This is a genomic window from Dyella sp. SG562, assembly GCF_011759495.1.
Lineage (GTDB): Bacteria > Pseudomonadota > Gammaproteobacteria > Xanthomonadales > Rhodanobacteraceae > Dyella_D > Dyella_D marensis.
Genome location: NZ_JAAOYS010000002.1, coordinates 263,566 through 287,056, shown reverse-complemented (window position 1 = coordinate 287,056; position 23,491 = coordinate 263,566). Strand labels below are relative to the sequence as shown.

General features: G+C 68.1%; 21 protein-coding genes and 1 pseudogene. 8 read left to right on the top strand and 14 right to left on the bottom strand.

The genetic code is table 11. The features are described 5' to 3' along the window. Nucleotides 1-207: 207 nt before the first annotated feature. The 3 genes from FHW84_RS04700 to FHW84_RS04690 form a co-directional block, all read right to left on the bottom strand. Complete coding sequence (locus FHW84_RS04700) at nt 208-861, bottom strand: hydrolase (protein WP_167252981.1); 654 nt, start codon at nt 859-861, stop codon at nt 208-210. A gap of 192 nt (nt 862-1,053) precedes the next feature. Beyond that, on the bottom strand, nt 1,054-2,028 hold the full coding sequence (locus tag FHW84_RS04695; RefSeq protein ID WP_167252980.1) for an alpha/beta hydrolase: 975 nt from the start codon (nt 2,026-2,028) through the stop codon (nt 1,054-1,056). Nucleotides 2,029-2,221: 193 nt separating this feature from the next. After that, a complete protein-coding gene (locus tag FHW84_RS04690) occupies nt 2,222-2,827 on the bottom strand; it encodes a response regulator transcription factor (RefSeq protein WP_343203570.1) in 606 nt (201 codons plus the stop codon). Nucleotides 2,828-3,085: 258 nt separating this feature from the next. On the opposite strand from FHW84_RS04690, the gene FHW84_RS04685 reads away from it, so the two are divergent. After that, the gene (locus FHW84_RS04685; protein WP_167252978.1) at nt 3,086-6,109 is read left to right on the top strand and encodes a sensor histidine kinase; all 3,024 of its coding nucleotides are present in this window, start codon (nt 3,086-3,088) and stop codon (nt 6,107-6,109) included. Nucleotides 6,110-6,583: 474 nt separating this feature from the next. Here the strand turns inward: FHW84_RS04685 and FHW84_RS04680 are convergent, their stop codons facing one another. After that, nucleotides 6,584-7,285, bottom strand: coding sequence for a pirin family protein (locus FHW84_RS04680; RefSeq protein ID WP_167252977.1), 702 nt, complete (start codon nt 7,283-7,285; stop codon nt 6,584-6,586). Between the two features lie 171 nt (nt 7,286-7,456). On the opposite strand from FHW84_RS04680, the gene FHW84_RS04675 reads away from it, so the two are divergent. The 3 genes from FHW84_RS04675 to FHW84_RS04665 all read left to right on the top strand — a co-directional run bounded on the left by FHW84_RS04675 (nt 7,457) and on the right by FHW84_RS04665 (nt 9,995). Beyond that, a complete protein-coding gene (locus FHW84_RS04675; protein ID WP_208399659.1) occupies nt 7,457-8,374 on the top strand; it encodes a LysR substrate-binding domain-containing protein in 918 nt (305 codons plus the stop codon). Nucleotides 8,375-8,401: 27 nt separating this feature from the next. After that, the gene (locus FHW84_RS04670; RefSeq protein WP_167252975.1) at nt 8,402-8,932 is read left to right on the top strand and encodes a helix-turn-helix transcriptional regulator; all 531 of its coding nucleotides are present in this window, start codon (nt 8,402-8,404) and stop codon (nt 8,930-8,932) included. A 79-nt stretch (nt 8,933-9,011) separates the two neighbouring features. Next, entirely contained in the window at nt 9,012-9,995 is a 984-nt protein-coding gene (locus FHW84_RS04665) for an NAD(P)-dependent oxidoreductase (protein WP_167252974.1), read from the top strand. On the opposite strand, the gene FHW84_RS04660 is transcribed toward FHW84_RS04665, so the two are convergent. Beyond that, nucleotides 9,980-10,777 carry an AraC family transcriptional regulator gene (locus FHW84_RS04660; RefSeq protein ID WP_167252973.1) on the bottom strand — a complete coding sequence of 266 codons (798 nt, stop codon included), beginning with the start codon at nt 10,775-10,777 and terminating at the stop codon, nt 9,980-9,982. The genes FHW84_RS04665 and FHW84_RS04660 overlap by 16 nt on opposite strands. A 151-nt stretch (nt 10,778-10,928) precedes the next feature. Between FHW84_RS04660 and FHW84_RS04655 the strand changes: the two genes are divergently transcribed. Next, the gene (locus FHW84_RS04655) at nt 10,929-11,330 is read left to right on the top strand and encodes a DUF3224 domain-containing protein (protein WP_167252972.1); all 402 of its coding nucleotides are present in this window, start codon (nt 10,929-10,931) and stop codon (nt 11,328-11,330) included. Between the two features lie 161 nt (nt 11,331-11,491). On the opposite strand, the gene FHW84_RS04650 is transcribed toward FHW84_RS04655, so the two are convergent. Next, a complete protein-coding gene (locus FHW84_RS04650; protein WP_167252971.1) occupies nt 11,492-12,130 on the bottom strand; it encodes a LysE family translocator in 639 nt (212 codons plus the stop codon). Between the two features lie 83 nt (nt 12,131-12,213). Here FHW84_RS04650 and FHW84_RS04645 point away from each other — a divergent pair, with 83 nt between their 5' ends. Continuing rightward, a complete protein-coding gene (locus FHW84_RS04645; protein WP_167252970.1) occupies nt 12,214-13,170 on the top strand; it encodes a YafY family protein in 957 nt (318 codons plus the stop codon). A gap of 22 nt (nt 13,171-13,192) precedes the next feature. On the opposite strand, the gene FHW84_RS04640 is transcribed toward FHW84_RS04645, so the two are convergent. From FHW84_RS04640 to FHW84_RS04620, 5 genes and pseudogenes are all read right to left on the bottom strand, one after another. Then, nucleotides 13,193-13,645 carry a hypothetical protein gene (locus tag FHW84_RS04640; protein WP_167252969.1) on the bottom strand — a complete coding sequence of 151 codons (453 nt, stop codon included), beginning with the start codon at nt 13,643-13,645 and terminating at the stop codon, nt 13,193-13,195. 16 nt (nt 13,646-13,661) lie between these two features. Next, nucleotides 13,662-14,315, bottom strand: coding sequence for a conjugative transfer signal peptidase TraF (traF, locus tag FHW84_RS04635; RefSeq protein ID WP_167252968.1), 654 nt, complete (start codon nt 14,313-14,315; stop codon nt 13,662-13,664). 1 nt (nt 14,316) lies between these two features. Then, nucleotides 14,317-15,225: a fimbrial protein gene (locus FHW84_RS23455; RefSeq protein WP_167252967.1), complete on the bottom strand. Its 909-nt coding sequence runs from the start codon at nt 15,223-15,225 to the stop codon at nt 14,317-14,319. Nucleotides 15,226-15,413: 188 nt separating this feature from the next. Beyond that, nucleotides 15,414-15,593: pseudogene (locus FHW84_RS23165) on the bottom strand (conjugal transfer protein TrbN); the annotation flags it as partial. 169 nt (nt 15,594-15,762) lie between these two features. Beyond that, entirely contained in the window at nt 15,763-16,323 is a 561-nt protein-coding gene (locus tag FHW84_RS04620; RefSeq protein WP_167252966.1) for a type 1 fimbrial protein, read from the bottom strand. On the opposite strand from FHW84_RS04620, the gene FHW84_RS04615 reads away from it, so the two are divergent. Further along, the gene (locus FHW84_RS04615; RefSeq protein WP_167252965.1) at nt 16,301-16,603 is read left to right on the top strand and encodes a hypothetical protein; all 303 of its coding nucleotides are present in this window, start codon (nt 16,301-16,303) and stop codon (nt 16,601-16,603) included. The two genes, FHW84_RS04620 and FHW84_RS04615, sit on opposite strands and share 23 nt — an antisense overlap. A gap of 218 nt (nt 16,604-16,821) precedes the next feature. Here the strand turns inward: FHW84_RS04615 and FHW84_RS04610 are convergent, their stop codons facing one another. Further along, nucleotides 16,822-17,466 carry a response regulator transcription factor gene (locus FHW84_RS04610; RefSeq protein ID WP_167252964.1) on the bottom strand — a complete coding sequence of 215 codons (645 nt, stop codon included), beginning with the start codon at nt 17,464-17,466 and terminating at the stop codon, nt 16,822-16,824. Nucleotides 17,467-17,640: 174 nt separating this feature from the next. Here FHW84_RS04610 and FHW84_RS04605 point away from each other — a divergent pair, with 174 nt between their 5' ends. Beyond that, a complete protein-coding gene (locus FHW84_RS04605; RefSeq protein ID WP_167252963.1) occupies nt 17,641-17,952 on the top strand; it encodes an EF-hand domain-containing protein in 312 nt (103 codons plus the stop codon). Nucleotides 17,953-18,026: 74 nt separating this feature from the next. Here FHW84_RS04605 and FHW84_RS04600 read toward each other — a convergent pair whose 3' ends face one another. Together FHW84_RS04600 and FHW84_RS04595 are read right to left on the bottom strand one after the other, a co-directional pair. Continuing rightward, nucleotides 18,027-20,024: a serine protease gene (locus FHW84_RS04600; protein WP_167252962.1), complete on the bottom strand. Its 1,998-nt coding sequence runs from the start codon at nt 20,022-20,024 to the stop codon at nt 18,027-18,029. A 1,074-nt stretch (nt 20,025-21,098) separates the two neighbouring features. Next, nucleotides 21,099-23,342 carry a TonB-dependent receptor gene (locus FHW84_RS04595; protein WP_167252961.1) on the bottom strand — a complete coding sequence of 748 codons (2,244 nt, stop codon included), beginning with the start codon at nt 23,340-23,342 and terminating at the stop codon, nt 21,099-21,101. Between the last annotated feature and the right edge of the window lie 149 nt (nt 23,343-23,491).

The window sequence follows — 23,491 nt, the reverse complement described above, 5'->3', positions numbered from 1 at the left end:
TCGGTGTGAGGGTTTATTGCCCCTCTCCCTCCGGGAGAGGGGTTGGGGTGAGGGTGCGGGCGGAGCACGAGAGTGATGTGCACCGCTCCGGTCGTACCCTCATCCGGCTGCCGCCACCTTCCTCGCTCCTCAGAGCCGCGCACATCCATGTGCGCTCCCCGCGTGCCCCCGGAGGGGGAAGGGTTCCAACTTGAAGACTGAGTAGGCTCAGCCCTCGTGCGCGCCGAACATGGTCTTGGCGTAAGTCACGCCCAGGCCATACGCGCCGCCGTTGCTCCTGGCGATGCCGGTGGTGCTTTCGTAGGTCTCGCCGCGCGCCCAGTCGCGCTGCAGCTCCAGCAGGTATTGCAGCGAAGTCATCGGGCGGGCGCCGGCCTGCACCATGCGGTCCATCGCGCGGTCGTGCGCTTCGGCCGACACGTCGCCGCAGGCATCGGCGATCACGTACACCTCGAAGCCCTGGTCGAGCGCGGACAGCGCGGGGCCGACGATGCACACGGACGTCCACAGCCCGGCCAGCACGATGCGGCCCTTGCCGATCTCGTTGACCCGGGCAATCACCGCGGCGTCTTCCCAGGTGTTCATCGAGGTGCGGTCGAGCAGGGCCTGTCCCGGGAAGGGTTCGGTCACTTCGCTGAACATCGGGCCGGAAAAGCTCTTCTCCGCCACCGTGGTGAGGATGGTCGGCACCTTGAAGCTGGCCGCCGCCTTGGCCACCAGGCCGGCGTTGTTGCGCAGATTCACCGCATCGATGGAATGGGTGGCGAAGGACATCTGCGACTGGAAGTCGATCATGATCAAGGTGTGATCCGCAGGCGTCAGCAGCAGCTTGCCGGGGGTGGGCGTGGCGATGATGGACATCGAAGGATTCCTTGCGGCGAAATGAAAAAATGTCGTTTCAGATGCGAATAAATCGATGATCGGCGATCAGCGATTTATTCCGTGCATCAACAGTATCTGCGCTCTCTTTCGGCGCAAAAAGCGGAAAGCTTGCCGCTCTAGCATCGATAAATTCGAATGCCGCGCGGCAAGCCGTCCGCCGGCCACGCCGCATCAGCTCTTGATAAAGGCCAGCAGGTCGCTGTTGAGCTGGTCCTGGTGGGTGACGGCCAGGCCGTGCGGCGCACCCGGGTAGACCTTGAGCGTGGCGTGCTTCACCAGCTTGGCGGTGAGCCGCGCGGAGCCGTCGATGGGCACGATCTGGTCGTCGTCGCCGTGGATGACCAGGGTAGGCACGTCGATCTTCTTCAGGTCCTCGGTGTAGTCGACTTCCGAGAACTCCTTGATGCAGTCGTACTGGCCCTTGATGCCGCCCATCATGCCCTGCAGCCAGAACGCTTCGCGCGCACCCTCGGAGACCTTCGCACCGGCGCGGTTGTAGCCGAAGAACGGCAGGGTCAGGTCCTTGTAGAACTGCGAGCGGTCGTCGAACACGCCCTTGCGGATGCCGTCGAACACTTCCAGCGGCAGGCCATTGGGATGGCTGGCGGTCTTGAGCATGATCGGCGGCACCGCGCCGATCAGCACCATCCTGGCGATCCGCCTGGTGCCGTGGCGGCCGACGTAGTGGGCGATTTCGCCGCCGCCGGTGGAGTGGCCGACCAGCACGACGTCGTGCAGATCGAGCTTCTCGATCAGCTCCGCCAGGTCGTCGGCGTAGCGGTCCATGTGGTTGCCGTCCCAGGTCTGCGCCGAGCGGCCATGGCTGCGGCGGTCGTGCGCGATCACGCGGTAGCCGTGCTGGCCCAGGAACAGCATCTGCCCGTCCCAGGCATCGGCGCTGAGCGGCCAGCCGTGCGAGAACAGCACCGGCTGCCCGTTGCCCCAGTCCTTGTAGAAGATCTCGGTGCCGTCGCTGGTGACGAAGCGCGAGCCCGGCGTCTTGCCGGCGCGGGTGGCGGCAGCGCCCTTGGAGGCTTCCGCGGCCGCGGCAAGCGCGGGCATGGCCATCACGGCGGTGGAGGCGAGGGCGGCGTGGCCGAGCAAGGCGCGGCGGCCATGGCTGATGTCGGTCTTTGGCTGAGACATGTCGAGGTTTCCTTGGGCGTGACGGAGGGCCGGGCGCGCGGCATGGATGCCGCGGCGCCGGCTGCGCAATGTCGCGCGCCGCCGCGCCGCGGCACAGCCCGGTTTGGGCATGCCGCGGCTACCCGATCGGGCATGGCGCAAAGAGGGGACAACGGCGAAAATGCGCGGTTTTTTGCCTGGGAAACGCGTGCGATCAGGAATCGAGAAAACCGCGCCGCAGGGCGATCGTCACCGCATGCGTGCGATCGGCGGCGCCGAGCTTGGCGGTGATGTTCTTCAGCCGTGCCTTCACCGTGTCCTCGGAGACGCACAGCAGTTCGGCGATCCGCCGGTTGCCGTGGCCGGTGGCGACCAGGCGCAGCACGGCCAGCTCCTTGGCGGTGAGCATGTCGGCGTCGACGTGCGAGGCCACTTCGCGGGCGATCTCGCCCACCACCACGCGCCGGCCGAGCGCGGCGCCGCGGATCGCCTGCAGGATGTCGTCGCGGGTGGAGGATTTCAGCAGATAGGCCATCGCGCCCAGCATCAGCGCCTGCTTCACGCGCGCATCGCCCGGATAGGTGGTGAGGATGACGATGCGCGCATCGGGAAACTCGCCGCGGATCGCGGCGATCGCCTGCAGTCCGTCCATGCGCGGCATCTGCAGATCGAGCACGGCGACGTCCGGCCGCTGCGCGCGGAAACACTCGATGCTTTCCACGCCATCGCCGGCCTCGCCGGCGACCTGCATGTCCGGCGCGCTTTCGATCGCGGCACGCAGGCCGTCGCGCATGACCGGATGGTCGTCGGCGATCAAGATCCTGAGCGTCCTGTTGTGGCTGTTCACGCTGCCCGGCCTCCGAGCCCGTCCTGCGCATCATCGCGGCGTGGCCGCTGCGCACTATCGGCGCGCGCCATGGCCCTGGCAATGCCCGATCGGGTGAATGAGGCCAAGGTCGAAAGGCAGGCCACGGCCGCGCTCGCTAGACTGCCGCCCACTCATGCATGCAGACCTCGCTGGCGCCCCGGATGGTGCCGGCGTACAGGGCGGCATGCGTCCGCCGGGGGAACGACAGGCATGAAACGACGCGGGCGCCGCGCGCCCTGGCTGCTGCTCTGGTGCGCCGCGCTGCTGTGCCCGGCCCTGCGCGGACAGGATGCCGGCCACTGGAACGGGGAGCAGTTCCGCCAGACGGTATGGAGCGTGGAACACGGCGCACCGGCGGATATCTGGGCGCTCGCGCAGGATCGCGACGGCTTCCTCTGGCTCGGCACCGGCTCGGGCCTGTACCGCTTCGACGGCGTCGCCTTCGAGCGCTTCGAGCCGCGCCAGGGCGAGAACCTGCGCACCAACGACATCACCGCGCTGTCGATGCAAGCCGACGGCACGCTGTGGATCGGCCTGTTCCACGGCGGCGCCAGCGCCCTGCGCGACGGCCGCCTGACCAGCTATTCGGCACGCGACGGCTTTCCCACCAGCATGGTGACCTCCTTCGCGCGCACCGCCGATGGCGCGCTGTGGGCGGCCAGCCGCGGCGGGCTGGCGCGCTTCGACGGCACGCGCTGGGAGATCGCCGGCGCGGACTGGAACTATCCGGCCGCCCGTGCCGAATGGGTGATGACCGATCGCGACGGCACCTTGTGGGTCACCACCGGCGATGAGCTGCTGTCGCTGCGCCGTGGCGGGCATCGCTTCGAAGCGACCGGCATCCGCGTGGCGCGCGATACCACGCTGAGCCAGGCGCCGGACGGACGGATCTGGCTTTCCAGCGGACCGCGCGGCACCAGCGCCCTGCCCGCGGCGCCGGCCGCGCAGCCATCGGAAGGCTTGCGCGAGGACCCGGCGCTGGTGCATTCCAAACGGCTGCTGTTCGACCGCCGCGGCTACCTGTGGGGCACCGAGGCGATGCGCGGCGGCGTCTACCGCATCGATGCGCCGGCGCGCCTGGCCGATGGCCGCGCCTTGCGCGCATCGGCGTTCGACGCCTTGCACGACCGCGGCGGCGGCCTGCCGTCGAATGTCGCGGTGCCGCTGCTGGAAGACCGCGAAGGCACCGTGTGGGTGGGCACCAACCTGGGCCTGGCCAGCTACCACGCCAACAATGTGCGCGTGCCGCCGGGCAGCAAGGTCGGCCCCGGCATCAACACCGCGCTCGCCGCCGACGCGCAGGGCACGCTCTGGCTGGCCAACGGCGGAGTGCTGCAGCGGCTCGACGCGGACGGCGCGCAGGTGGTCGCCGACGGCCTGCCGGACATCAACGCGATGCTGGCCGCGGACGGCACGCTGTGGCTGATGGGCGGCTCCTGGCTGGGCCGCCTGGAACACCACGGCCGCGTGGAGCACATCGAGGTGCCGGTAAGCGAACCGCGCTGGAGCCTGGAAGCGCTGGCCGGCGACGGCCGCGGCGGCCTGTGGGCGAGCTTCATGGACCATGGCGTGTTCCATCTGCGCGATGGCCGCTGGACGGCGCTCGAAGGCAGCATCGGCCGCGGCCGCACCGCGCCCACCGCGCTGCTCGCCGACGCCGCGGGCCGGCTGTGGGCCGGCTATCCCGATGGCCGCGTGCTGTGCGTCGACGGCGAGCAACAGCGCACCTATGCCGGCGCCGAGGGGCCCCGCGTCGGCGCCATCGCCACCTTCGCCCGGCGGGGCGACGAGCTGCTGGTCGGCGGCGACCGCGGCGTGGCGCGCTGGCGCGATGGACGTTTCGAGCCGCTCGCGGCGGACCCGGCGATGCTGGCCGGGGTGTCCGGCATCGCGCTTACCGCGCAGGGCGAGGCATGGATCAACGGCAGCCGCGGCGTGCTGCGCGTGAGCGCGCGCGACCTGGCGCGCGGCTTCGGCGGCCAGGCCGCCGCTTACGAGCTGTTCGACTATCACGACGGCCTGCCCGGCATCGCCCTGCAGGCCACGCCGGTATCGACCGCCGCGATCGATGCGCGCGGACGGGTGTGGTTCAACACCAACCAGGGCGCCGCATGGATCGACCCGGCGCAGGTGCGGCGCAACCCGGCGGCGCCGGCCACCTTCGTGCAGACCCTGATCGCCGGCGACCGGCGTTACGCCGCCGCCGGCGAACCGCGGCTGCCGCAACGGACCAGCGCGGTGCGCGTGCAGTACACCGCCACCAGCCTGGCCATGCCCGATCGCGTGCGCTTCCGCTACCGCCTCGACGGCGTGGACGAAGACTGGCAAGAGGCGGGCACGCGGCGGGAAGCCTCGTATGCCAACCTGGGCCCCGGGCACTACCGCTTCCGCGTGATCGCCGCCAACGAGGACGGCGTGTGGAACGAGCAGGGCGCCAGCCTGGCCTTCTCGATCGAACCGCAGTTCTTCCAGACCGGCTGGTTCCGCGCGCTGTGCCTGGCCGCCGGCGCGCTGCTGGCCGCCGGCCTTTACCTGTGGCGGCTGCGCCTGATGGCCGAGCGCATCCATCTGCGCCTGGAAGAGCGCACGCGCGAGCGCGAACGCATCGCGCGCGAGCTGCACGACACGTTGCTGCAGGGCGTGCAAGGCTTGCTGCTGCGCCTGCAGGCGCTGGCCGCCGGGCTTGGCGAAGGCGGGCGCACGCGCGAGGCGCTGGACGCGGCGATCCGCCGCGCCCGCGACGTGCTGATGGAGGGGCGCGACCGCATCGTCGCGCTGCGCGGGGATAGCGAGGAAGGCGAGCGGCTGGCGCACACGCTGCGCGCGGTGGGCGAGGAGTACCGCGACGGCGGCAGCATCGCCTTCCAGGTAAGTACCGAAGGCGCGGAACGCGCCTTGTGCCCCGCGGCCGCCGACGAAGTGATCGACATTGCCCGCGAGGCGATCCGCAACGCCTTCCGGCATGCGCATGCCGGCTGCATCGACGTGCGCGTGGCGTACCTGCCGCAGGGCTTGCGCATCCGCGTGCGCGACGACGGCATCGGCATCCCGCTCGACATCCTCCGGCACGGCGGCAGGCCGGGCCACTGGGGCCTGGTAGGCATGCGCGAGCGCGCCGGGCGGCTGGGCGCGACGCTGGCGATCCGGCGCGGCAAGGCTCGCGGGACGGACGTGGTGCTGCATGTGCCGGGGCAGGTGGTGTTCGAAGCCGGGGCGCACGGGCGCAGAGCGTGAAGTGCGGCTTCTGGCGTGTGGCTTGATCGCCGTTCCTGCATCAACGCTCCGCCCGCCCCCTCACCCCGACCCTCTCCCCGGAGGGGAGAGGGTGATGACGGGCGGGGCGACAATCAAGCGAAGAGCTCGCGGCACAGCCGCGGCGTTCCGCTGTTGCTCTTGATCTACCGGGTCCCCTTGGCGCCGGCGGTGAGGGCTGGACGAAAAGGCCCCCGCAGGGGGGCGGGGACACGATGTCCCCGCCTTTTTGATCAGGGCATGGATGCCCTGTCAAAAAGCCCGGCCAGCCCTCACGGACCCTCAGCAGCTACGCTGCTGAGGGCGCCAAGCAGGGTGCCCTTTCTTCTTGGTTACTTCTTCTTTGGGCACGCAAAGAAGAAGTAACTCGCCCCGCGGCAGCGGGGCGAAACCCTCGCCAAAGGCGAGCCAACCAACCGCAACGCGACAATCTCCCCCGCAGGAAAAGGAGAGCACTCAGACCGGCAGATCAAACAGCAGCAACTCGGCGTCGCCATTACCTTCGAGCTCGATCAACGCAGCGTCCCTGAGCTGCAACGCATCGCCCGCATTCAGCACAATGCCGTTGACGGTAACGCTGCCGCGCGCCACATGGACATAGCCCAGCCGCCCCGGAGCAAGCGCATGGGCGAGCTTGTCGCCGTCCGCCAGGATCGAAGCGTACAGATACGCATCCTGATTCATGCGCAGCGAACCATCGCGGCCATCCGGCGAAACGACCAGACGCAACTGGCCGCGCTTGGAAGCCTCATCGAAATGCTTTTCCTCGTAGCTGGGCTCAACGCCCTGGCGCTCCGGCATGATCCAGATCTGCAGGAAGTGCACCGGCTCCCTGGCGTCATGATTGAACTCGCTGTGGCGCACGCCGGTACCCGCGCTCATGCGCTGCACGTCGCCGTAGCGCAGCACCGAGCCCGTGCCCAGGCTGTCCTTGTGCTCCAGCGCGCCGCCGAGCACGTAGGAGATGATCTCCATGTTCTGGTGGCCGTGCGTACCGAAGCCCTGGCCGCCGGTGACGCGGTCCTCGTTGATCACGCGCAGCGGGCCGAAGCCCATATGGCGCGGGTCGTAGTACTCGGCGAAGGAAAAGGTGTGGCGGGACGACAGCCAGCCGTGCTCGGCGCGGCCGCGTTCCTGGCTCTTGCGGACTTCCAACATGGGATGCCTCCGTAATGATGTGCGATGGATTCGATGGCTTGCGGGCCCGGGCCACCCAGCCCAAGAAGCCTTGTTTTGCTTGCCATCGCGTCCTGATGGAGAGAGTATGGGCGCCCTCGTCGGCGGGGAAAAGCGAGTGGATTGCCGGCCTATCATCGAGAATTTCGAATGCTGCGCCTGAGCCTCGACGCCCTGCAGATCCTGGACGCCATCGACCGCCGCGGCTCCTTCGCCGCGGCTGGCAAGGAGCTGCACAAGGTGCCCTCCACCATCTCCTACACGGTGGCCAAGCTGGAGGAGGAACTGGGCGTGCAGCTGTTCGAGCGCGCCGGCCCGCGCGCCGACCTGACCCAGGCCGGCAGCGTGCTGCTGAAGGAAGGCCGCCACCTGCTGCGCGCAGCGCAGGACCTGGAGGCGCGCGTGCGCCGGGTGGCCTCGGGCTGGGAAACCGAGTTCGCCATCGAGATCGACTCGATGTTCGCCCCCATCGCGCTGCGCGAGGACATCGAGGCGTTCTGCGCCGTGGCCGACCGCACGCGGCTGCGGGTGGGGCAGGAAGCGCTGTCCGGCACCTGGGAGGCGCTGCTGGAGCGCCGCGCCGACCTGCTGATCGGCGCCGCCGGCGAAGGCCCCTCCGGCGGCAGCTACGTGGCCGAGCCGATGGGCTCGCTGCCGTTCGTGTTCGCGGTGGCGCCGGATCACCCGCTGGCCGCGCTCGACCGCCCGCTGGGCCGGCTGGACCTGCAGCAGTACCGCGCCATCGCCGTGGCCGACAGCGCGCGCAAGCTGGTCTCGCGCACCGTGGGCCTGGCCTTCGGACAGGAGGCGATGACCGTGCCGGATATCCGCAGCAAGCTGGATTTCCAGCGCGCGGGCCTGGGCTTCGGCTTCCTGCCAGAACCCTACGCGCGCCCCGCGATCCAGGCCGGCGAGCTGGTGGTCAAGCAGGTGGAAGAGCCCAAGCCGGCCGAGACCTTCTACCTGGCCTGGCGCACCGGCGAGGAGGGCGCCGCGCTGCGCTGGTGGATCGAGCGCGCGCGCCGGCCCGGCACGCTGGAGCGCCTGCTCGCGCTATCGTTCTGCCACTGACCGGATGACCGGATGACGGAGGCCGCCATGGCACCCTTCGGACGCGCGCTGCGGCGCCTGCGCCAGCTGCGCGGCATGAAACAGAGCCACCTCGCCGAACTGCTCGGCGTCACCCAATCGACCGTGTCGCGCTGGGAGCGCGGCGACCTCGACCTGTCCGCCGCACAGCGGCTCGCCGTGCAGCGTTTGCTGGAAGCGCGGCCCGACCCCGCGCAGGACGCCGCGCTGAAACGGCTGGTGGAGCATTCGGCGCAGAAGGTCCATCTGGTCTGCGACCGCACGCACCGCCTGCTGGCGGTGTCGCCCGCGCGCTTCGCCGACTGGCGCCGGCCGGCCGCCGAGCTGCTCGGCACCTGCATGCTGGTCTATGCCACGCCGGAAATCCTCGCCGCCGAAGCCACGCTGGATGCGCGCGGCTGGTACGAGGACCGCCAGGGCTCGCTGCGCATCGCCACCGGCACCAATGCGGAGCTGCCCATCCGCCCCGGCACCGCGCTGTGGGAACGCATCGCGCTGGCGGACGGCAGCATGGGGCGGCTGGTCACCACGCTGGCCTGAGCGCCGCGCATATTTAATGCGTGGCGGGCACGCCGCGCCGCTCGCTACGCTCCGGTTCCCAGCAGCACGGGAGCAAGCCATGACCATCCTGGTGACCGGCAGCGCCGGCCATCTCGGCGAAGCGCTGATGCGCAGCCTGCAAGCCGCCTCGCGCGAGGCCGTCGGCATCGACCTGAAACCCTCGCCATTCACGCGGCACACCGGCGATATCGCCGACCGCGCCTTCGTGCGCGCGGCGATGCGCGGCATCAGCGCGGTGATCCACACCGCCACCTTGCACAAGCCGCATGTGGCGACGCATCCGGCGCAGGATTTCGTCGACACCAATATCAGCGGCACCCTGGCCCTGCTGGACGAAGCACTGGCGGCCGGCGTGCGCGCCTTCGTCTTCACCAGCACCACCAGCGTGTTCGGCGCGGCGCTGACGCCGGCCGCGGATGCGGCGGCGGCCTGGATCACCGAGAGCGTGGCGCCGGTGCCGAAGAATATCTACGGCACCACCAAGCTCGCGGCCGAGCAGTTGTGCGAGCTGTATCACCGGCGCCATGGCCTGCCCGTGGTGGTGCTGCGCACGTCGCGCTTCTTTCCCGAAGCGGACGACGATGCGGGCAAGCGCGCCGCCTACACGCTGGCCAATGCGCAGGCCAACGAGCTGCTGTACCGCCGCGCGGATATCGAAGACGTGGCGAACGCGCATCTGCTGGCGGTGGAGCGTCTGCCGGCGCTGGGCTTCGGCCGCTATATCCTCTGCGCCACCACGCCGTTCGCGCCGGAAGACCTGGCGCTGCTGCACTGCGATGCGCCGGCCGTGCTGCGGCGGCTGTTTCCGTCGTTCGAGGCCTTGTACGGCGCGCGCGGCTGGCGCATGTTTCCGCGCGTCGATCGCGTCTACGTCAACGCGCTGGCGCGGCATGAGCTGGGCTGGCAGCCGCGGCATCACTTCGCCCACGTGCTGAACTGCCTGGCGGCGGACCGGGATTTCCGCAGTCCGCTGGCCGTGGCGGTGGGCGCCAAGGGCTATCACGCCACCAGCTTCGGCGAGATGCCTTATCCGGTGGACTGAAGGCGCCGCGCGTACTGCGCGGGCGTGCAACCGACCAGGGCGCGGAAGTCGCGGATGAAATGCGCCTGGTCGAAGTAGCCCAGCGACAGGGCCAGCTCGATCCAGTCCGCCGACTGGCCTTGCTGCAGCTGGGCGATCGCCTCGTGCAGGCGGTAGCGGTTGATCGTCCATTTCGGGCCGATGCCGACGTAGTTCTTGAACAGGCGTTGCAGGGCGCGTGCGTTGAGTGCGCTGCGTTCGCACAGTTGCTCGACCGTGGTGATGGAGCGGTCGGCGGCGATGTCCGCGACCAGGGCGGCCACGCGGTCGACGGTGGCGTCGGGCGCGGGCAGATGTGCCATCAACATCCGTTCGGCGGCAGCGGCCATGTCGTCGACTTCAAGCGCGGCGGCTATCGCGGCTTCGTAGCTGTGGGCGTCGGCGCCGAACAGATCGCCGGCGGCCATCGACGCGTCCATCAGCTTCGCCACCTCCGCTGCGTAGAACGGACGAAAGCCGCCCGGCCGGAACTTGATGCCGAACACCTGCCTCCGGCCTTCCAGCACGCGCACGAAGCGCCCCTGGTGCACGCCATGGATACGCCCCTCCACCAGATGCACGCTCGGATGCGGCAAGGTTTCCTGGGTCTGCGGCGGCAGGCCGCGCAGGTCCCAGGCGACGAACCAGTAATGCTCGACCAGCCCCGCCAGCGCGGCGCCGGGCAGGCGGCGCTCGTGGCGGAACTCGCCCTGCGGCAGGCGCGGGTGCAGCACGCCGCGCGGTTCGGGAGCCTTGGCGCTCATGGCTGTCGCGTTTTTCCAATCATCGGGAAGGGCTTCCTGTTGCAATGGCCATGCACTGACGGAGCACGCTATGTTCCCCCGGCTTCCCTTGCTTGTCGCCGTCGCCGTGCTGGCGATGGCGCCCGCCGCATCACACCTGTCGGAGAATCGCATGAAGCACGCCCAAGGCAGCTTCGAGGTCAAGCTCGCACCGCAGCCCGCCGCACCCGGCACCGAAGCCGCGGCGCTGGGCCGGCAGACCATCGACAAGCAGTTCCACGGCGACCTCGAAGGCAGCAGCCTGGGCGAGATGCTGGCGGTGATGGACAAGAACACCGGCTCCGGCGCCTACGTGGCGCTGGAGCGGGTCACCGGCACGCTGGGCGGCAGGCAGGGCAGCTTCGTGCTGATGCACAGCGCCACCATGACGCGCGGCGCGCCGGCCTTGTCGGTAACGGTAGTGCCCGATTCCGGCAGCGGCGAACTGCAAGGGCTGAGCGGGACGCTGGCGATCCATATCGACGCGAAGGGTGCGCACTCCTACACCTTCGACTACAGCCTGCCGGCGGAGTGAAAGCCGCTCGTCATTCCGGCGCAGGCCGGAATCCAGTAGCGACAACACTGGGTTGTCGTGGGAACGTTCAAAAGCACGCCTTGGAGCACCACGCTCAATGCAGCGCACCGCCACTGGATTCCGGCCTGCGCCGGAATGACGAGCGGGAGGCGTTGATGCCATCAGAGAAGGCGGCGAATGCCTTCGGCCGCGGTAAGCAGTGCGATGCCCATCAGCAACGCCCCCACCCCCCGCAAGGCCACCCGCGTATAGCCCGGCCGCTCCGCCAGCCACAGCTGCGCACCGCCCGCCGCACACGCCAGCGCGCCATACACCGCCAGCTGGGTCAGCACGATCACCACGCCCAGCGTCGCCGCCTGCGGCCATAGCGGCCCCTGCTCGCGGCGCATGAACTGCGGAAACACCGCCAGCATGAACAGATAGGCCTTGGGATTGAGCAGGCAGGTGACGGCGCCGCGGCGGAAGGTGGTCCAGCGCGACTGGCCGGCCACCTCGACGGCATGCAGCGCGCCGCCTTCGCTGCGCCACATGCCGTAGCCGATCCAGGCCACGTAGCCCGCGCCGATCCACAACACCGCCTGGAACAGCACGGGCGACCACTGCAGCAGCGCGCCGACGCCCAGCCCGGTCAGCAGCACGTGGCAGGCGCCGCCGGCCATGATCCCCGCCACCGCGGCCAGGCCGCCGCGGCGCCCGCCGCTCAGCGAACTGCCCAGCACATAGGCCATGTCCAGGCCGGGCAGGGCCACGATGCCCAGCACCAGCAGGAAGAACAGGCCCAGCTGCACGGCAGGAATCATGGCGGCGACCTCGTGAGGTAACGGCTTCAGCCTAGGGTCGAATCAGGGCGAAGACGGTCCTGTTTATCCGCTAGGCTGCGGCCATGTATCGCCCCGCCACCCGCGCCCTGGCCGTGCTGGAACTGCTGCAGACCCATCGCCGCATCAGCGGCGTGGAGCTGGCGCAGCGGCTGGGCGTGGATGGCCGCACGGTGCGCCGCTATATCGCCGCGCTGGAAGAACTGGGCATCCCGATCACCGCCGAACGCGGCCGCCACGGCGCCTACCTGCTGGTGGCCGGCTTCAAGCTGCCGCCGATGATGTTTACCGACGACGAGGCGCTGGCCTTGTCGGTAGGTCTGCTGGCGGCGCGCAGCATGGGGCTGACCGAAGCATCCGCGGCCGTGGCCAGCGCGCAGGCCAAGCTCGAACGCGTGATGCCGGAGCGGCTGATGGCGCGCACGCGCGCGGTGGCCGACACGGTGATGCTCGACCTGGCGCGTTCGGCGGCGGCGGGCACCAGCGACACGCTGTTCGCGCTGAGCGCGGCCGCGCAGCAATGCCGGCGCGTGCGCATGGGTTATCGCGCGGCCAATGGCGTGGACAGCGAGCGCGAGATCGATCCCTACGGCCTCGCCCACACCGGTGGCTTCTGGTACGTGGTCGGCCATTGCCATCTGCGCCGCGGCCTGCGTTCGTTCCGGCTCGACCGCATCACGGAGGTCGTGACGCAGGCGACATTGTTCGTGCGCCCGCGCGACTTCGACGCCGTGGCGCATCTGACCTTCAGCCTGGCCACGCTGCCGCGCGAACACAGCGTCGAAGTGTTGCTGCATACCACGCTGGACGATGCGCTCGAGCGGCTGGGCGGCACCATGGGCCTGTTCGAGCCGACGGAAGCCGGCGTGCTGCTGCGCGCACAAGTCGACGGACTGGACTGGTTCGCCCGCCAGCTGGCGCGGCAGCCGTTCGACTTCAGCGTGCGCGGACCCGAAGGCCTGCGCGCCGCCGTGGGTGCGCTGGCGGCGCGCCTGGGCGCAAGCGCCGCACGCGGCGGGTAAGGCGACGCAACGCACGCAAGTCCTATCGCGCGCTTCCTTCGCGCTCCGATGCACCGTCCCGCTCAAGCACGGCAAGGATGCGCCGCACGCGTTCGCAGGTCGCTTTCCGATAAGCCTCCTGCCGTCCCTGCCCGATCATCGACGCATGCAGCTGCGCGGCCTCCTGCGCCGCACCGACGAAGATCGCCTTGCGCTGCGCATCGCCCTGGACCACCCATTCGCTGTACGCCGCGAACCTGGCCAGCGCCGGGGCGGGGAGCCGGCAGACGTCGCGCGCGGCCACCATGTCCATGCCGGCGTCGCGGGCGTCCTCGGCGGTGGGTTGAGCGGCCGCATCCGCGGCGACGCCGGCGGGCGTGGCGGCGGGAATCTCCGGCATCGGCGGCGAGACCGCCGGTTCGACGTGCGCATCGTCCGAGGAATGGCAGCCGGAAAGCACCGCCGCGAACAAGGCAAAAACCATGAAGCTACGCATGCACTCCATCCCGCTGTCACTCCATCCCGCTGTCCAGGAAACGCCGCGAACGGATGCTGGCCTTTTGCATGGCCAGGCCGCTTCGCTGGCCGGACCACGTGCCGCCCGGCCCCCACGTCGCGACGGGGACCAGTACTTCCATCACCCAGGCGCGCTCGATCGGCCCGAAATAGCGGCTGTCGAAGGAAAGCGGATGCGTGTCGGACATCACCCACAGCTGGGACGGCGCCAACCGCAGCTGCGCCGCCACCGGCCGGGGCATCGGCCGGCCGGCGGCATCCACCGCGCGATGCGCGCTCAGCGGCAGCAGCCGCCCATCCACCCGCACGCCGTCGTCCTGTGCGCTGATCCATGCGCCGCCTACCGCGGCCACGCGCTTGAGCATTGGCAGATAGCCATTGCCGCAGGCCTCGCCCTCGTGCAGATAGCCGCGCTCCATGGCCAGCGCGATGCTGCCGGAGCGCGGCGGACAGAAGCGCACGTAGGCGCCGCGCTGCACCGGCCGGTCCACGACCCGGTACAGGCCCGGCGGCAGGCTGCGCGTGAGGTTCAGGCGCAGGCCCGCGGCGTAGCCCAGCTCCAGCAGGATCAGCGCCGCCAGCAGCACGCCGAAACAGGCGATGCCGGCACACCGCGGTCCGTTGCCGTAGCGCGACCGGCACGGCGCCATCTCAGCGGAAGGTGACGCGCACGGCGATCGGCCGCTGGATGCGTCCTGCCGTGATGTTGCCGGTGCTGCGCTCCAGGCGCGCGCGGAACGCATAGCTCGAGCCCGTGCCGACCGCGGCGAATCCGCGCGACACGCCGGGCCGCATGCGCGCGGCGCCATCGCCGGTTTCGATGGCGATGCCGTAGCCGCCGGGACCGTTGGCGTTCATGGCGAACAGATCCGCATGGCTGGCGTCGGCATCCGCCGCGGTGCCGAAGGTGACGTCGGTCAGCAGGCCCGCCGGATCCGCGCAGGACGCCATGGTCAGCTTGAACGCCTGCCACGCGGGCGTGACCTTGCCGCCACGCAGGTCGGAAGCGGTGTAATTCCCCAGCGAAACCTCCTGGTTGAGCGAACCGGTTTCGATCGAGCAGGCCGGGCGGATCAGTTCCAGGTGCACCATCGTTACCGGATTGATGATCCGGTTGAATGGGAAGGCCGTCATGTCCGGCACCAGGATCCGGCCCAGGCGGGCGTTGACGACGGTATCGGCATGGCCGTATCGCACCGGCCCGCCGGTGCGCACGTACTCTGCGTAGAAAAATGTCTGCCACGTGGATGCGCCGGCGGCAAATGTCCTGGTCACCTTGCGTGGCAATGCCGTGTAGCCCGTATCGCCGGGGACCTTGGCATAAAGCCGGATGCCCACGCCGGAGCGCTGCTCGCCCACGGTCAGTTCGCGCACCGTGCCATCGACCAGCCCGTCGCCCTGCAGCTCCATGCTCACCTCGGTCGTGGTCTGCGCCGAGCAGTTGATGCTTGCGGTAGCGCTGTCCGCCGCCGTAGCCAGGATGGTCGCGCCGGCTGGCAGATCGCCATCCACCACGATCCCGTCCGTGCGGTTGACCATGAAGGGCGGGGTATAGGTCACGGTGCACGCCGCGCTTGCGTCACGGGCATGGCAGGCCGCGGCAGCGCACGCGGCGAGGAACAGGAATCGGGTCAAGGCCATGCGGGATGATCTCCATGGTTTCGAACGCCGGCCATGTTGGCTTCACCAGGCTGGCCGATGCGGTGGTCCGCCGGCGGCGAGGGCGGCCGGATGTCGTCGATGCTGTGCGTGTTGAACTGCCTGCGCAGCCACTGGCTCCAACGCCAGGCCCTGCGCATCAGCTGCTCGCGGTAGCGCGCGTTGTGCCGGGGCGTGCGCGAGTGATAGTTGGCCGCTCGTGTCCACAAGTCGCCGCCGTCCTTGCGCAGATGCCCGCGCAATCGCCACGCGGCCAGCCGATAGGCAAAGATCACCCTGGTGCCCAGGATGACAACATCCGCCTCGCTGCGGCCCGCGCATAAGCAGACCAGCCAAAGCAGGCCGGCCAGGCGGCTGCGTAACATGTGTTCCATAGGCTTTCCGTTCGGATGGATCGCGGGCGGCGCGATGCCGCCCGCTTGCGGAGATGAAACCGGCTCAGTCGTAGCTGGCTTCGTAGATGACGTCCGAACGGACATTGCCCGCGGTGGCCACGCCGGTGGCGTAGTACTGCACGCCATACCTGATGGCCGTGGGGCCGGTGGTAGCGAGCGTGACGTCCTTGCGCGTGTGATTGGTGAGATTGATCACCGCGTTGCTCTCATCGAGCATCTGCAGGTCGACATTGGCCGCGCCGGTGAGGCCGAGCACGTTCTTCATACGGCCATCGATATTGACGCTGGGACTGCTGCCGACGAAGCGGAAATGCGCCTTGGTGATCGCCGCGGTGGCGCAGGAACCGCCCTGGCCGTTGCTGAACACTACTTCGAAGCCCTTGCGCCCCGCGGTCTTGGCGGCAGCATCCAGCGCGGTGGTCCTGACCGGATCCAGCGCCACGGTGAAGTTGCCGAAAGCGCCGTTGCTGCCGTTGCCGCCGCTCACCACGCAGGTGCTGTCGGACACGGCGCCGGTGAAGGTGATGAGCCCCTGGTCGGCGTTGGCCGCACCAGCGGTGGCGGCGAGCGCCAAGCCGAAGATGGCTGTCTTGATGTGCTTCATGGTTGCTCCATTGGATGAAGTGGATCGGTTGGTTCGCTTGTCTGCCGCCTCCGCGGCCTTCTTCGTCGTCCGTCGGCCATGCCACGAAGACAAAGACCTTTGGGAGCATTCCACTTCGGCGCTTTCCACCTTGTTCAGGGCATACCTGTCCGCCATCGCTGTTTCCGGCGATGTCGATGTCAGGTTCGCGATGGATGGACAGCGCAAAGCGGATGCGCTGCCCGCACGGGATGCCTGCCTCGCTAGTTACGACGCATCCCGTGCGGGTTTGGACGGCTGAATCATAGGAAACGACTTGCGGCTCCATCCATAGTACGAATTGTAAAAATGAGCCGATATCGGGCTTCGACGGACTTTTGGGAGCAATCCGATTACCACCGAACGGCGCTTCGCCGCGCCTCACATCGCAACCGCTTATGGTGACTTTTCACCATGCGTGAATAGGTTGCGCGTCAAGCCTCGGATGCATCGTGCGGCGATCCTTGCTTGCTGGAATGTTCAACCGGAAAAACCCTCGCGCCGCAGGAAGTCGAACAGCTCCACATCGTTGCGGATGCCGAGCTTGCGCGCCGCGTCGCTCTTCTGCTTGCTGATGGTGGTGATGCCGCGGTTGAGCTGCAGCGCGATCTCCTTCACCCGCATGCCCTTGGCGACCAGGCGCAGCACTTCCACTTCGCGCGGCGACAGCAGGCGCTGGCCCGCGGCATGCGGCCGGCGCAGGCCCGCCTGCGCCAGCAACTTGCGCAACGGCGCGCTCACGTAGACGCTGCCGCGCCGGATGGCCTGGATCGCCGTCGGCAGCTCGGCCATCGACGAGGCCTTGTCGAGCAGGCCGAGCACGCCCGCGGTCTGCAGCAGGCGCAGGATGCTGGCGTTGCTGGTCATGCTTAGCACCAGCACCGGCAGGTCCGGATGGTTGCGGCAGATGCGCTCGATCATAGCGTAGCCGTCCGGGTTCAACGGACCCGGCATGGACAGGTCGGTGACCAGGATGTCGAAGACCTGTTCCGCGAGCAGGGCGAGCAGCTCGTCGACGGTGCCCGCCTCGGCCACGACCTTGCCAGCCTCGTGGGCTTCGATGACGGAACGCACGCCGATGCGCACGACGGGATGATCGTCGGCAAGAAGGATCCGCAGGGACATGACCGAGAGGCTCCGAGACGAACGCGCACCAGCTTAGGCGCATGCCTTGGCGATGCGTAGACGGGCGATGTCCGAAAGTTATCTCCAATACGCGGCTATGCTGTATCCCGTTGCACCGCCGCGGTACCCGATCGCCCGGCGCCACCGGGCCTACTCACCGGAAAGGAGCAGCTCATGCCTGTGCGCCAACGTTTTCTCATCGCCGCCATCGCGCTGGCGCTCGCCGCGCCCGTGGCCGCCCAGACCGGGCTCGGCTATATGGCGAAAAAACTGGACGTCGCCGTGAAGAACTTCGACGCGGCCGACCGCAACCACGATGGCCTGCTCAGCAAGGAAGAAGCGCAGAACGGCAACGTGCCGTTCATCGCCAAGCATTTCGACCAGATCGACCGCGAGCATCGCGGGCAGGTGTCGAAAGAGGATGTCGCCAATTATCTGAAGTCGCTGACGCGGCCGGCGCCGGCGGCTTCGGGCGCCAAACCTTGAGACAAAGCCTGGAGATAGAACCCTTCTCCCTTCGGGTCGCCGAGGGGAGAAGGGCTTAAGCGTCAGAGCGCGGCTTACTGCTCGGTCACCTTCAGATCCTTCATCAGCAGATCGAGCTTCGGCTTCATGCTGTCCTGGCCCTGCGAGCCGGCCATGGCATAGAACACCGAATAGACCACGCCGGGCGTCGCACCCGCGCCGCTGGCCGGCGCACCGATGCGCGTCTCACCATTGGCCGAGTACGCCGTGCCCTCGTAAGGGTGGCGGCGCTTGAGCAGCTTGTCCCAGTAGCTCTTGGCGTCGTCGTCGAGCGCCGCCGGCGGCACCACGTTGCGCTCGATATGCAGGCGGTCGGACTCCTGCGGGTTGGCGCGCAGCGAGACCGCGTTGACGTCCCACACCACCTTGCCATGGTCGGGCACGAAGCCCATGCCCAAGGTGAGCGTGCTTTCCGGCTCGATCTTCTGCAGCTGCGGCGTCACCGAGAAGGCCAGGCGATTGGAGCTGTAGCTGAAGCGCTGCTGGTAATCCGCCTGGATATGCACGGACTTCAGCGCATCGGGCAGCAGGGCGGTGTTCTTCAGGAAATCCTTCCACTGCGCCAGCGAGCCCTCGTAGCCCACCGACATGTAGTCGAGCAGGGCGCGCATGTCGGCGAGGTTGTCGTAGCTGTCGTCGGCCGAGGCGAAGCGCATCAGCATGGCGTAGCCGTCCGGCACCGGCAGGGCGAAAGTGATCACCCGCGTATTGGCGAACGGCAGCGTCCACACGCGCAGCTGCCAGCGGCGCTGGGAGTGGTCGACATACACGCTGTCGGTGGCGGGCTTGCCCAGCGAGGTGATGCGCACCTGCTCCGAGCCGACCGGGCGCATGAAGATGCCCATCTTGCACAGTTGCTCGGACAAGGCGCTGGGGTCGTTATAGAGCTTGTCCGCCGGGAGATTGTCCGGGCGGCGCAGATGCAGCAGGAAGTTATGGCCCGACACGCCCGCCTGCACATAGCCGTTGGCGGCCAGCGACATGCGGTTGCCTTGCTTCTCCACCAGGCCCCATTCGCCGGCGCTGTTGCGCACGATCAGGCCCGGCACGGTATTCATCCAGGAGGCGCCGTAGAGCAGCTGGTTGGAGCCGTCGCCGCGCGGGAACAGCTTGTCGGTATCGCGGCTCAGGATTTCCTTGAGCTGGTTGTCGATATAGCCGTTGAACACGGCTTCGTAGCGCTTGAAGAATTCAGCCACGCCCAGCGGCAGCGCGAACTGGCCCTTCAAGGTGTTGCTCAGCGTGCTGCTGAAGATGTCGAAGCGGAACGGCACGCGGCTGTCCATCACCGCCTGCGCCGGCGCATTGAGCACCTCGCCCATCTGCAGCGCATAGTTGAGGTTTTCGTTGGCCGACTTCATCAGCACCACGCCGATGACCTTGCCTTCCTTATTGAGCAGCGGACCGCCGCTGTTGCCCGGCGAGGCGGCGGCGGAGAAGCGCATCCACTTCCACGCGCCGTCCTGCTGCTCGGGCGTATCGGAGGTATACAGGCCATCGCGGATCACCACGCCCGTGCCCAGCGCATTGCCCACCGCGTAGACCTCCTGGTTGAGCACCGGCTTGGTGTCGACGTCCAGCGTTTCCGGGCCCGGGTTGCCGGACACGGTGAACACCACGAAGTCCTTGCGCAGGTCGAACTTCTCGATCTTGTCGATCGCATAGACCTTGCCGTTGGCGTCGCGCAGCGAGGGCGCGCCCCACAGGCTGTCCACGCCGGTGAGCAGCACGTGGCCGGCGGTGACGAACTGGTTCTTGCCGATGGCGAAGGCGGTGCCGATCGAGTGGTATTTGTCGGTGCGCTCCTGGAACGGGAGCAGGTCCAGCGGCAACGCCTTTTCGTAGGTGAGCGGGTCGTCGGCGGGTTTGGCGGCGACCACTTCGAAGGTGGCGCCCTGAATCTTCGGCAGCAGGGCTGCGTCGAGGCTGGCTGCGGCGGCCGCGCCGGTGGCGGCCAGCCATAGCGCGAGGGCGCAGGCCCAGGTTCGGGCGAGTCCTTCGCCCCCGATCAGCGACCACTTCGTGTTCCGCATAGGTTTCCCGCGCGTGAGTTCCGGCGCCGGGGCCCCCTCCGGGCGTCCTTGTCACGACGGAATGGGCGGCATATTGGCATGCCGCAGGGGGGATTGCATGGGCTGGGGTGGGCCCCTGCCGGCCCCCCTCTGGTTGTGTCGCCAGATGTTGCGATATCGCGGCTTAGACGCTTGCTTTTTGCTCGTCATCCCGGCGTAGGGCGGGATCCAGTAGCGACTAGGTGGGGTTGTCGCGACTTGGCCGCTTATGCAGCGGGCATTTCGGACGCCTGCCGGCGCCCGAGTCACTTTCTCTTTGCTGGCTCAAAGAGAAAGTAACCAAAGAGAAATAGCCTTAGAGCAAAGGCTCGCGACGCGACTAGAAGGAGCAGTGGGCGTCTGCGGTAACCTGATTAACCTGGGTCTACACGAAACATCAGTGCGTTTACGTAACGCGTGCTTCAACGTGCCGTGGCCGAGAGGATGTTCAGTGATTGAGGCCAGCTTTTAGCTTTAGCTCTGTTCATTGCGTAAGCGCACGGCGTAGGTTGGGGTGAGCCGTAGGCGAACCCCAACATGGCGAGGCGCGTGAAGGTGCGGGTGTTGGGGTTCGCCTGCGGCTCACCCCAACCTACGTCACGGCAAGATTTAACGTTACGCTCCGCCCGACCCCTCACCCTGCCCTCTCCCCGGAGGGGAGAGGGGTGAAAGCGTGAGGTAGGCAGGAGCGAAGAACCAAAGCTGGCCCCGGTTCTTAAACGTCCTCTCGGCCACGGCACGTTGAAGCAGCCGCTACGTAAACGCACTGTGGTTTCGTGTAGACCCAGGTTAATCCGGTTACCGCAGACGTCCACCGCTCCTTCTAGTCGCGTCGCGAGCCTTGGCTCTTAGGCCATTTCTTTTGGGTTACTTTTTCTTTGGGCCAGCAAAGAAAAAGTGACTCGGGCGCCGGCAGGCGTCCGAAATGCCCGCTGCATAAGCGGCCAGTTCGCGTCACCGCAAAAACCGAGCGATACCGTTACTGGATCCCGGCCTACGCCGGGATGACGAGCAAGGAGGGCGCCGCCACAAAAAGGCCGCGGCGCCCAGCCGCCATTAGAGTTCGGTGCGGAACTCCACACCCACCACCCGCGGATCATTCACGAACGCAGTGCGATTGTTGAAATCGATCGCGCCAGTGATGACCTTCTTGTTCGTCACATTGCGCGCATACAGCGCCACTTCGCGCTTACCGAAACCCCAGTTGTAGCCCAGCCGCAGGCCACCCTCCAGGAACGGCTTGCTCTGGAACTCCTTCGACTCGTACAGGAAGAAATTCACATCGCTGCGGTAATTCCAGTCGGTGTAGACGAAGAACTCGCCGCTGTCGCCATAGGGGATGCCATAGCGCGCGGTCAGCGTACCGATCCAGCGCGGCGCATTCGGCAGGTCGTTGCCGTTGACCAGCGCGTTGCCGGAGGCATTGAGCGGATCGAGCACCGTGCAACCGGAGCCGCAAGGCGCCACCGCCAGCGTCGGATCCTTCAGCTCGGTGTGGTTGTAGCTGCCGCCGGCGGTGACGATGAAGTTCGGCGTGAGGTAGGCCTCCAGATCGAACTCGGCGCCGTAGCCCTGCGTCTTCTTCGCGTTCAACAGGCGCGTGACATTGATGTCGCCGCCCACCGCGGTGAGCTGCTGGTTGTGCATGTTGTAGGTGTACACGTCCGCGTTGAAGCGCACGCGGTTGTCCATGCCCGTGCTCTTCAGGCCCAGCTCGTAGGAGGTGATGGTCTCCGGCTTCGCCTGCGAGATGAAGTCGGCGAACAGCACGCGGCCCTGCACGCTCGGCGCGCGGAAGCCGTTGGCCACGCGGGCGTACACGTTGAGGTTGGGATTGAGCGTCCAGGTGGCGGTGACGTCGCCGCTCCAGCGCGAATCGTGCGGCTCGGCGCCCAGGGTCAGCGGGCCGCCGCCGATCGGCGAGAGCAGGCGGTCGACGCGGAAGGTGCGCGAGTCGTGCGAGTAGCGCGCGCCGGCGCGCACGTCGAAGTCGTCGGTGATGTGGTAGTCGGCCGAGCCGAACACCGCCCACGCATTGGTGCGCTGCTGCTGCTTGGCGTAGCCATCCAGCACGTGGTTGTTGAGCGTCGCGTAGTCGTAGTTGTTGATCGCGATGTCTTCGTGGAAGTAGTACGTGCCGACCTGCCAGTTCAGGCGGTCCTGCGGATTGCTGGCCAGGCGGAATTCCTGGGTGAGCTGGCGGTCGTGCGGCAAAGCGTCGGCGGTCTCGGACGGGAACGGCGTCACCGCCTTCTGCTGGCTCGGGTCGTGCGGGATGGCGATGCCGCCGTCCACGTCGCCCAGGCTGTAGGTGGTGGCCTTCTCGAAACCGGTGATCGAGGTGAAGGTGTAGTCGCCGAGCTTCCAGTTCAGGTGCAGGTTGCTGCCCCAGGTGAACAGGTGCTGCTTGTTGCGGCCGTCCTGGTACACCGTGTCGCGGCTGAAGCCCGGGGCGAAGCTGTTCTCGCCCATCGGGATGGCGTTGGCGCGGTTGACCATGGCGCTGCCGTCGAGCCAGCGCGCGTGGGTGTTGATCAGCGCGCTGAAGTCGCCGTTCTCGTACAGCGCCTGCAGGCGCACGGCGCGGTCGTTGTAGCCGCCGAGCGCGTCCTTCTTGCCGGTGTAGTCGTTGTCGATCCAGCCGTCGCGGTGCTGCGCCAGCGCCGACACGCGGCCGGACCAGTGCGAGCTCAGCGCGCCGCCCAGCGCCGCCTCGGCGTTGGCGGTGCCCAGGGTGCCGTAGGAGACGCGGGCGTAGCCGGTGGTTTCCTGGCTGGGCTTGCGCGATTCGAACTTGATCACGCCGGCCGGCGAGTTGCGGCCGAACAGCGTGCCCTGCGGGCCGCGCAGCACTTCCACCTGCTCCAGGTCGAACAGCGGGAAGCCCTTGAGGATCGGGTTCTCCTGCACGATGTCGTCGTACACCATCGACACCGGCTGCGAGGCGTTGAGGTCGAAGTCGCTGTTGCCCAGGCCGCGGATGTAGAAGCGCGGGAATTCGCGGCCGTACGAGGTTTCGGCGTACACGCTCGGCGCGCGCGAGGCCAGCTGCAGCGCGCCGTCGCCGGCCTGGCCGAAGGCCTCGAGCTTCTCGGAGGTGAGCACGGTCATGGAGATCGGCACCTTCTGCAGGTTCTCCACGCGCTTTTCGGCGGTCACGGTCACCGCCTGCAGCTCGACCGGCTTCTTCTTGCCGGCGGGCTGGTTGTCGGCGTCCTGCGCCTGGGCGGCGGCGGCCGACAGGGCGAGGGCAATGGATACGGCAAGCACGGCGAACCGCGACGGGTGGGCGACGGACATTGGTTTTCCCCGGGATGGATAAGCAACCGTAGGCAATGGCGCGCAGTACGCCGGCGCATTGCTGTGACGCAATATTGTCATTCATGCGTGCTACCGGCGGAAGTGACCCCGGCCGGCGCCTTGCCGGCGCTCTTACGCGCCCCCATCTA

Excerpts from the sequence above, each read along its gene's own strand:
- FHW84_RS04655 (WP_167252972.1), top strand. The coding sequence starts at position 10,929 with ATGAAGCACGCCCAAGGCAGCTTCGAGGTCAAGCTCGCACCGCAGCCC.
- FHW84_RS04645 (WP_167252970.1), top strand. The coding sequence starts at position 12,214 with ATGTATCGCCCCGCCACCCGCGCCCTGGCCGTGCTGGAACTGCTGCAG.
- FHW84_RS04695 (WP_167252980.1), bottom strand. The coding sequence starts at position 2,028 with ATGTCTCAGCCAAAGACCGACATCAGCCATGGCCGCCGCGCCTTGCTC.
- FHW84_RS04600 (WP_167252962.1), bottom strand. The coding sequence starts at position 20,024 with ATGCGGAACACGAAGTGGTCGCTGATCGGGGGCGAAGGACTCGCCCGA.
- FHW84_RS04670 (WP_167252975.1), top strand. The coding sequence starts at position 8,402 with ATGGCACCCTTCGGACGCGCGCTGCGGCGCCTGCGCCAGCTGCGCGGC.
- FHW84_RS04640 (WP_167252969.1), bottom strand. The coding sequence starts at position 13,645 with ATGCGTAGCTTCATGGTTTTTGCCTTGTTCGCGGCGGTGCTTTCCGGC.
- FHW84_RS04610 (WP_167252964.1), bottom strand. The coding sequence starts at position 17,466 with ATGTCCCTGCGGATCCTTCTTGCCGACGATCATCCCGTCGTGCGCATC.
- FHW84_RS04605 (WP_167252963.1), top strand. The coding sequence starts at position 17,641 with ATGCCTGTGCGCCAACGTTTTCTCATCGCCGCCATCGCGCTGGCGCTC.
- FHW84_RS04700 (WP_167252981.1), bottom strand. The coding sequence starts at position 861 with ATGTCCATCATCGCCACGCCCACCCCCGGCAAGCTGCTGCTGACGCCT.
- FHW84_RS04615 (WP_167252965.1), top strand. The coding sequence starts at position 16,301 with ATGGCTGTCTTGATGTGCTTCATGGTTGCTCCATTGGATGAAGTGGAT.
- FHW84_RS04685 (WP_167252978.1), top strand. The coding sequence starts at position 3,086 with ATGAAACGACGCGGGCGCCGCGCGCCCTGGCTGCTGCTCTGGTGCGCC.
- FHW84_RS04680 (WP_167252977.1), bottom strand. The coding sequence starts at position 7,285 with ATGTTGGAAGTCCGCAAGAGCCAGGAACGCGGCCGCGCCGAGCACGGC.
- FHW84_RS04660 (WP_167252973.1), bottom strand. The coding sequence starts at position 10,777 with ATGAGCGCCAAGGCTCCCGAACCGCGCGGCGTGCTGCACCCGCGCCTG.
- FHW84_RS04650 (WP_167252971.1), bottom strand. The coding sequence starts at position 12,130 with ATGATTCCTGCCGTGCAGCTGGGCCTGTTCTTCCTGCTGGTGCTGGGC.
- traF (WP_167252968.1), bottom strand. The coding sequence starts at position 14,315 with ATGGCGCCGTGCCGGTCGCGCTACGGCAACGGACCGCGGTGTGCCGGC.
- FHW84_RS04595 (WP_167252961.1), bottom strand. The coding sequence starts at position 23,342 with ATGTCCGTCGCCCACCCGTCGCGGTTCGCCGTGCTTGCCGTATCCATT.
- FHW84_RS04620 (WP_167252966.1), bottom strand. The coding sequence starts at position 16,323 with ATGAAGCACATCAAGACAGCCATCTTCGGCTTGGCGCTCGCCGCCACC.
- FHW84_RS04665 (WP_167252974.1), top strand. The coding sequence starts at position 9,012 with ATGACCATCCTGGTGACCGGCAGCGCCGGCCATCTCGGCGAAGCGCTG.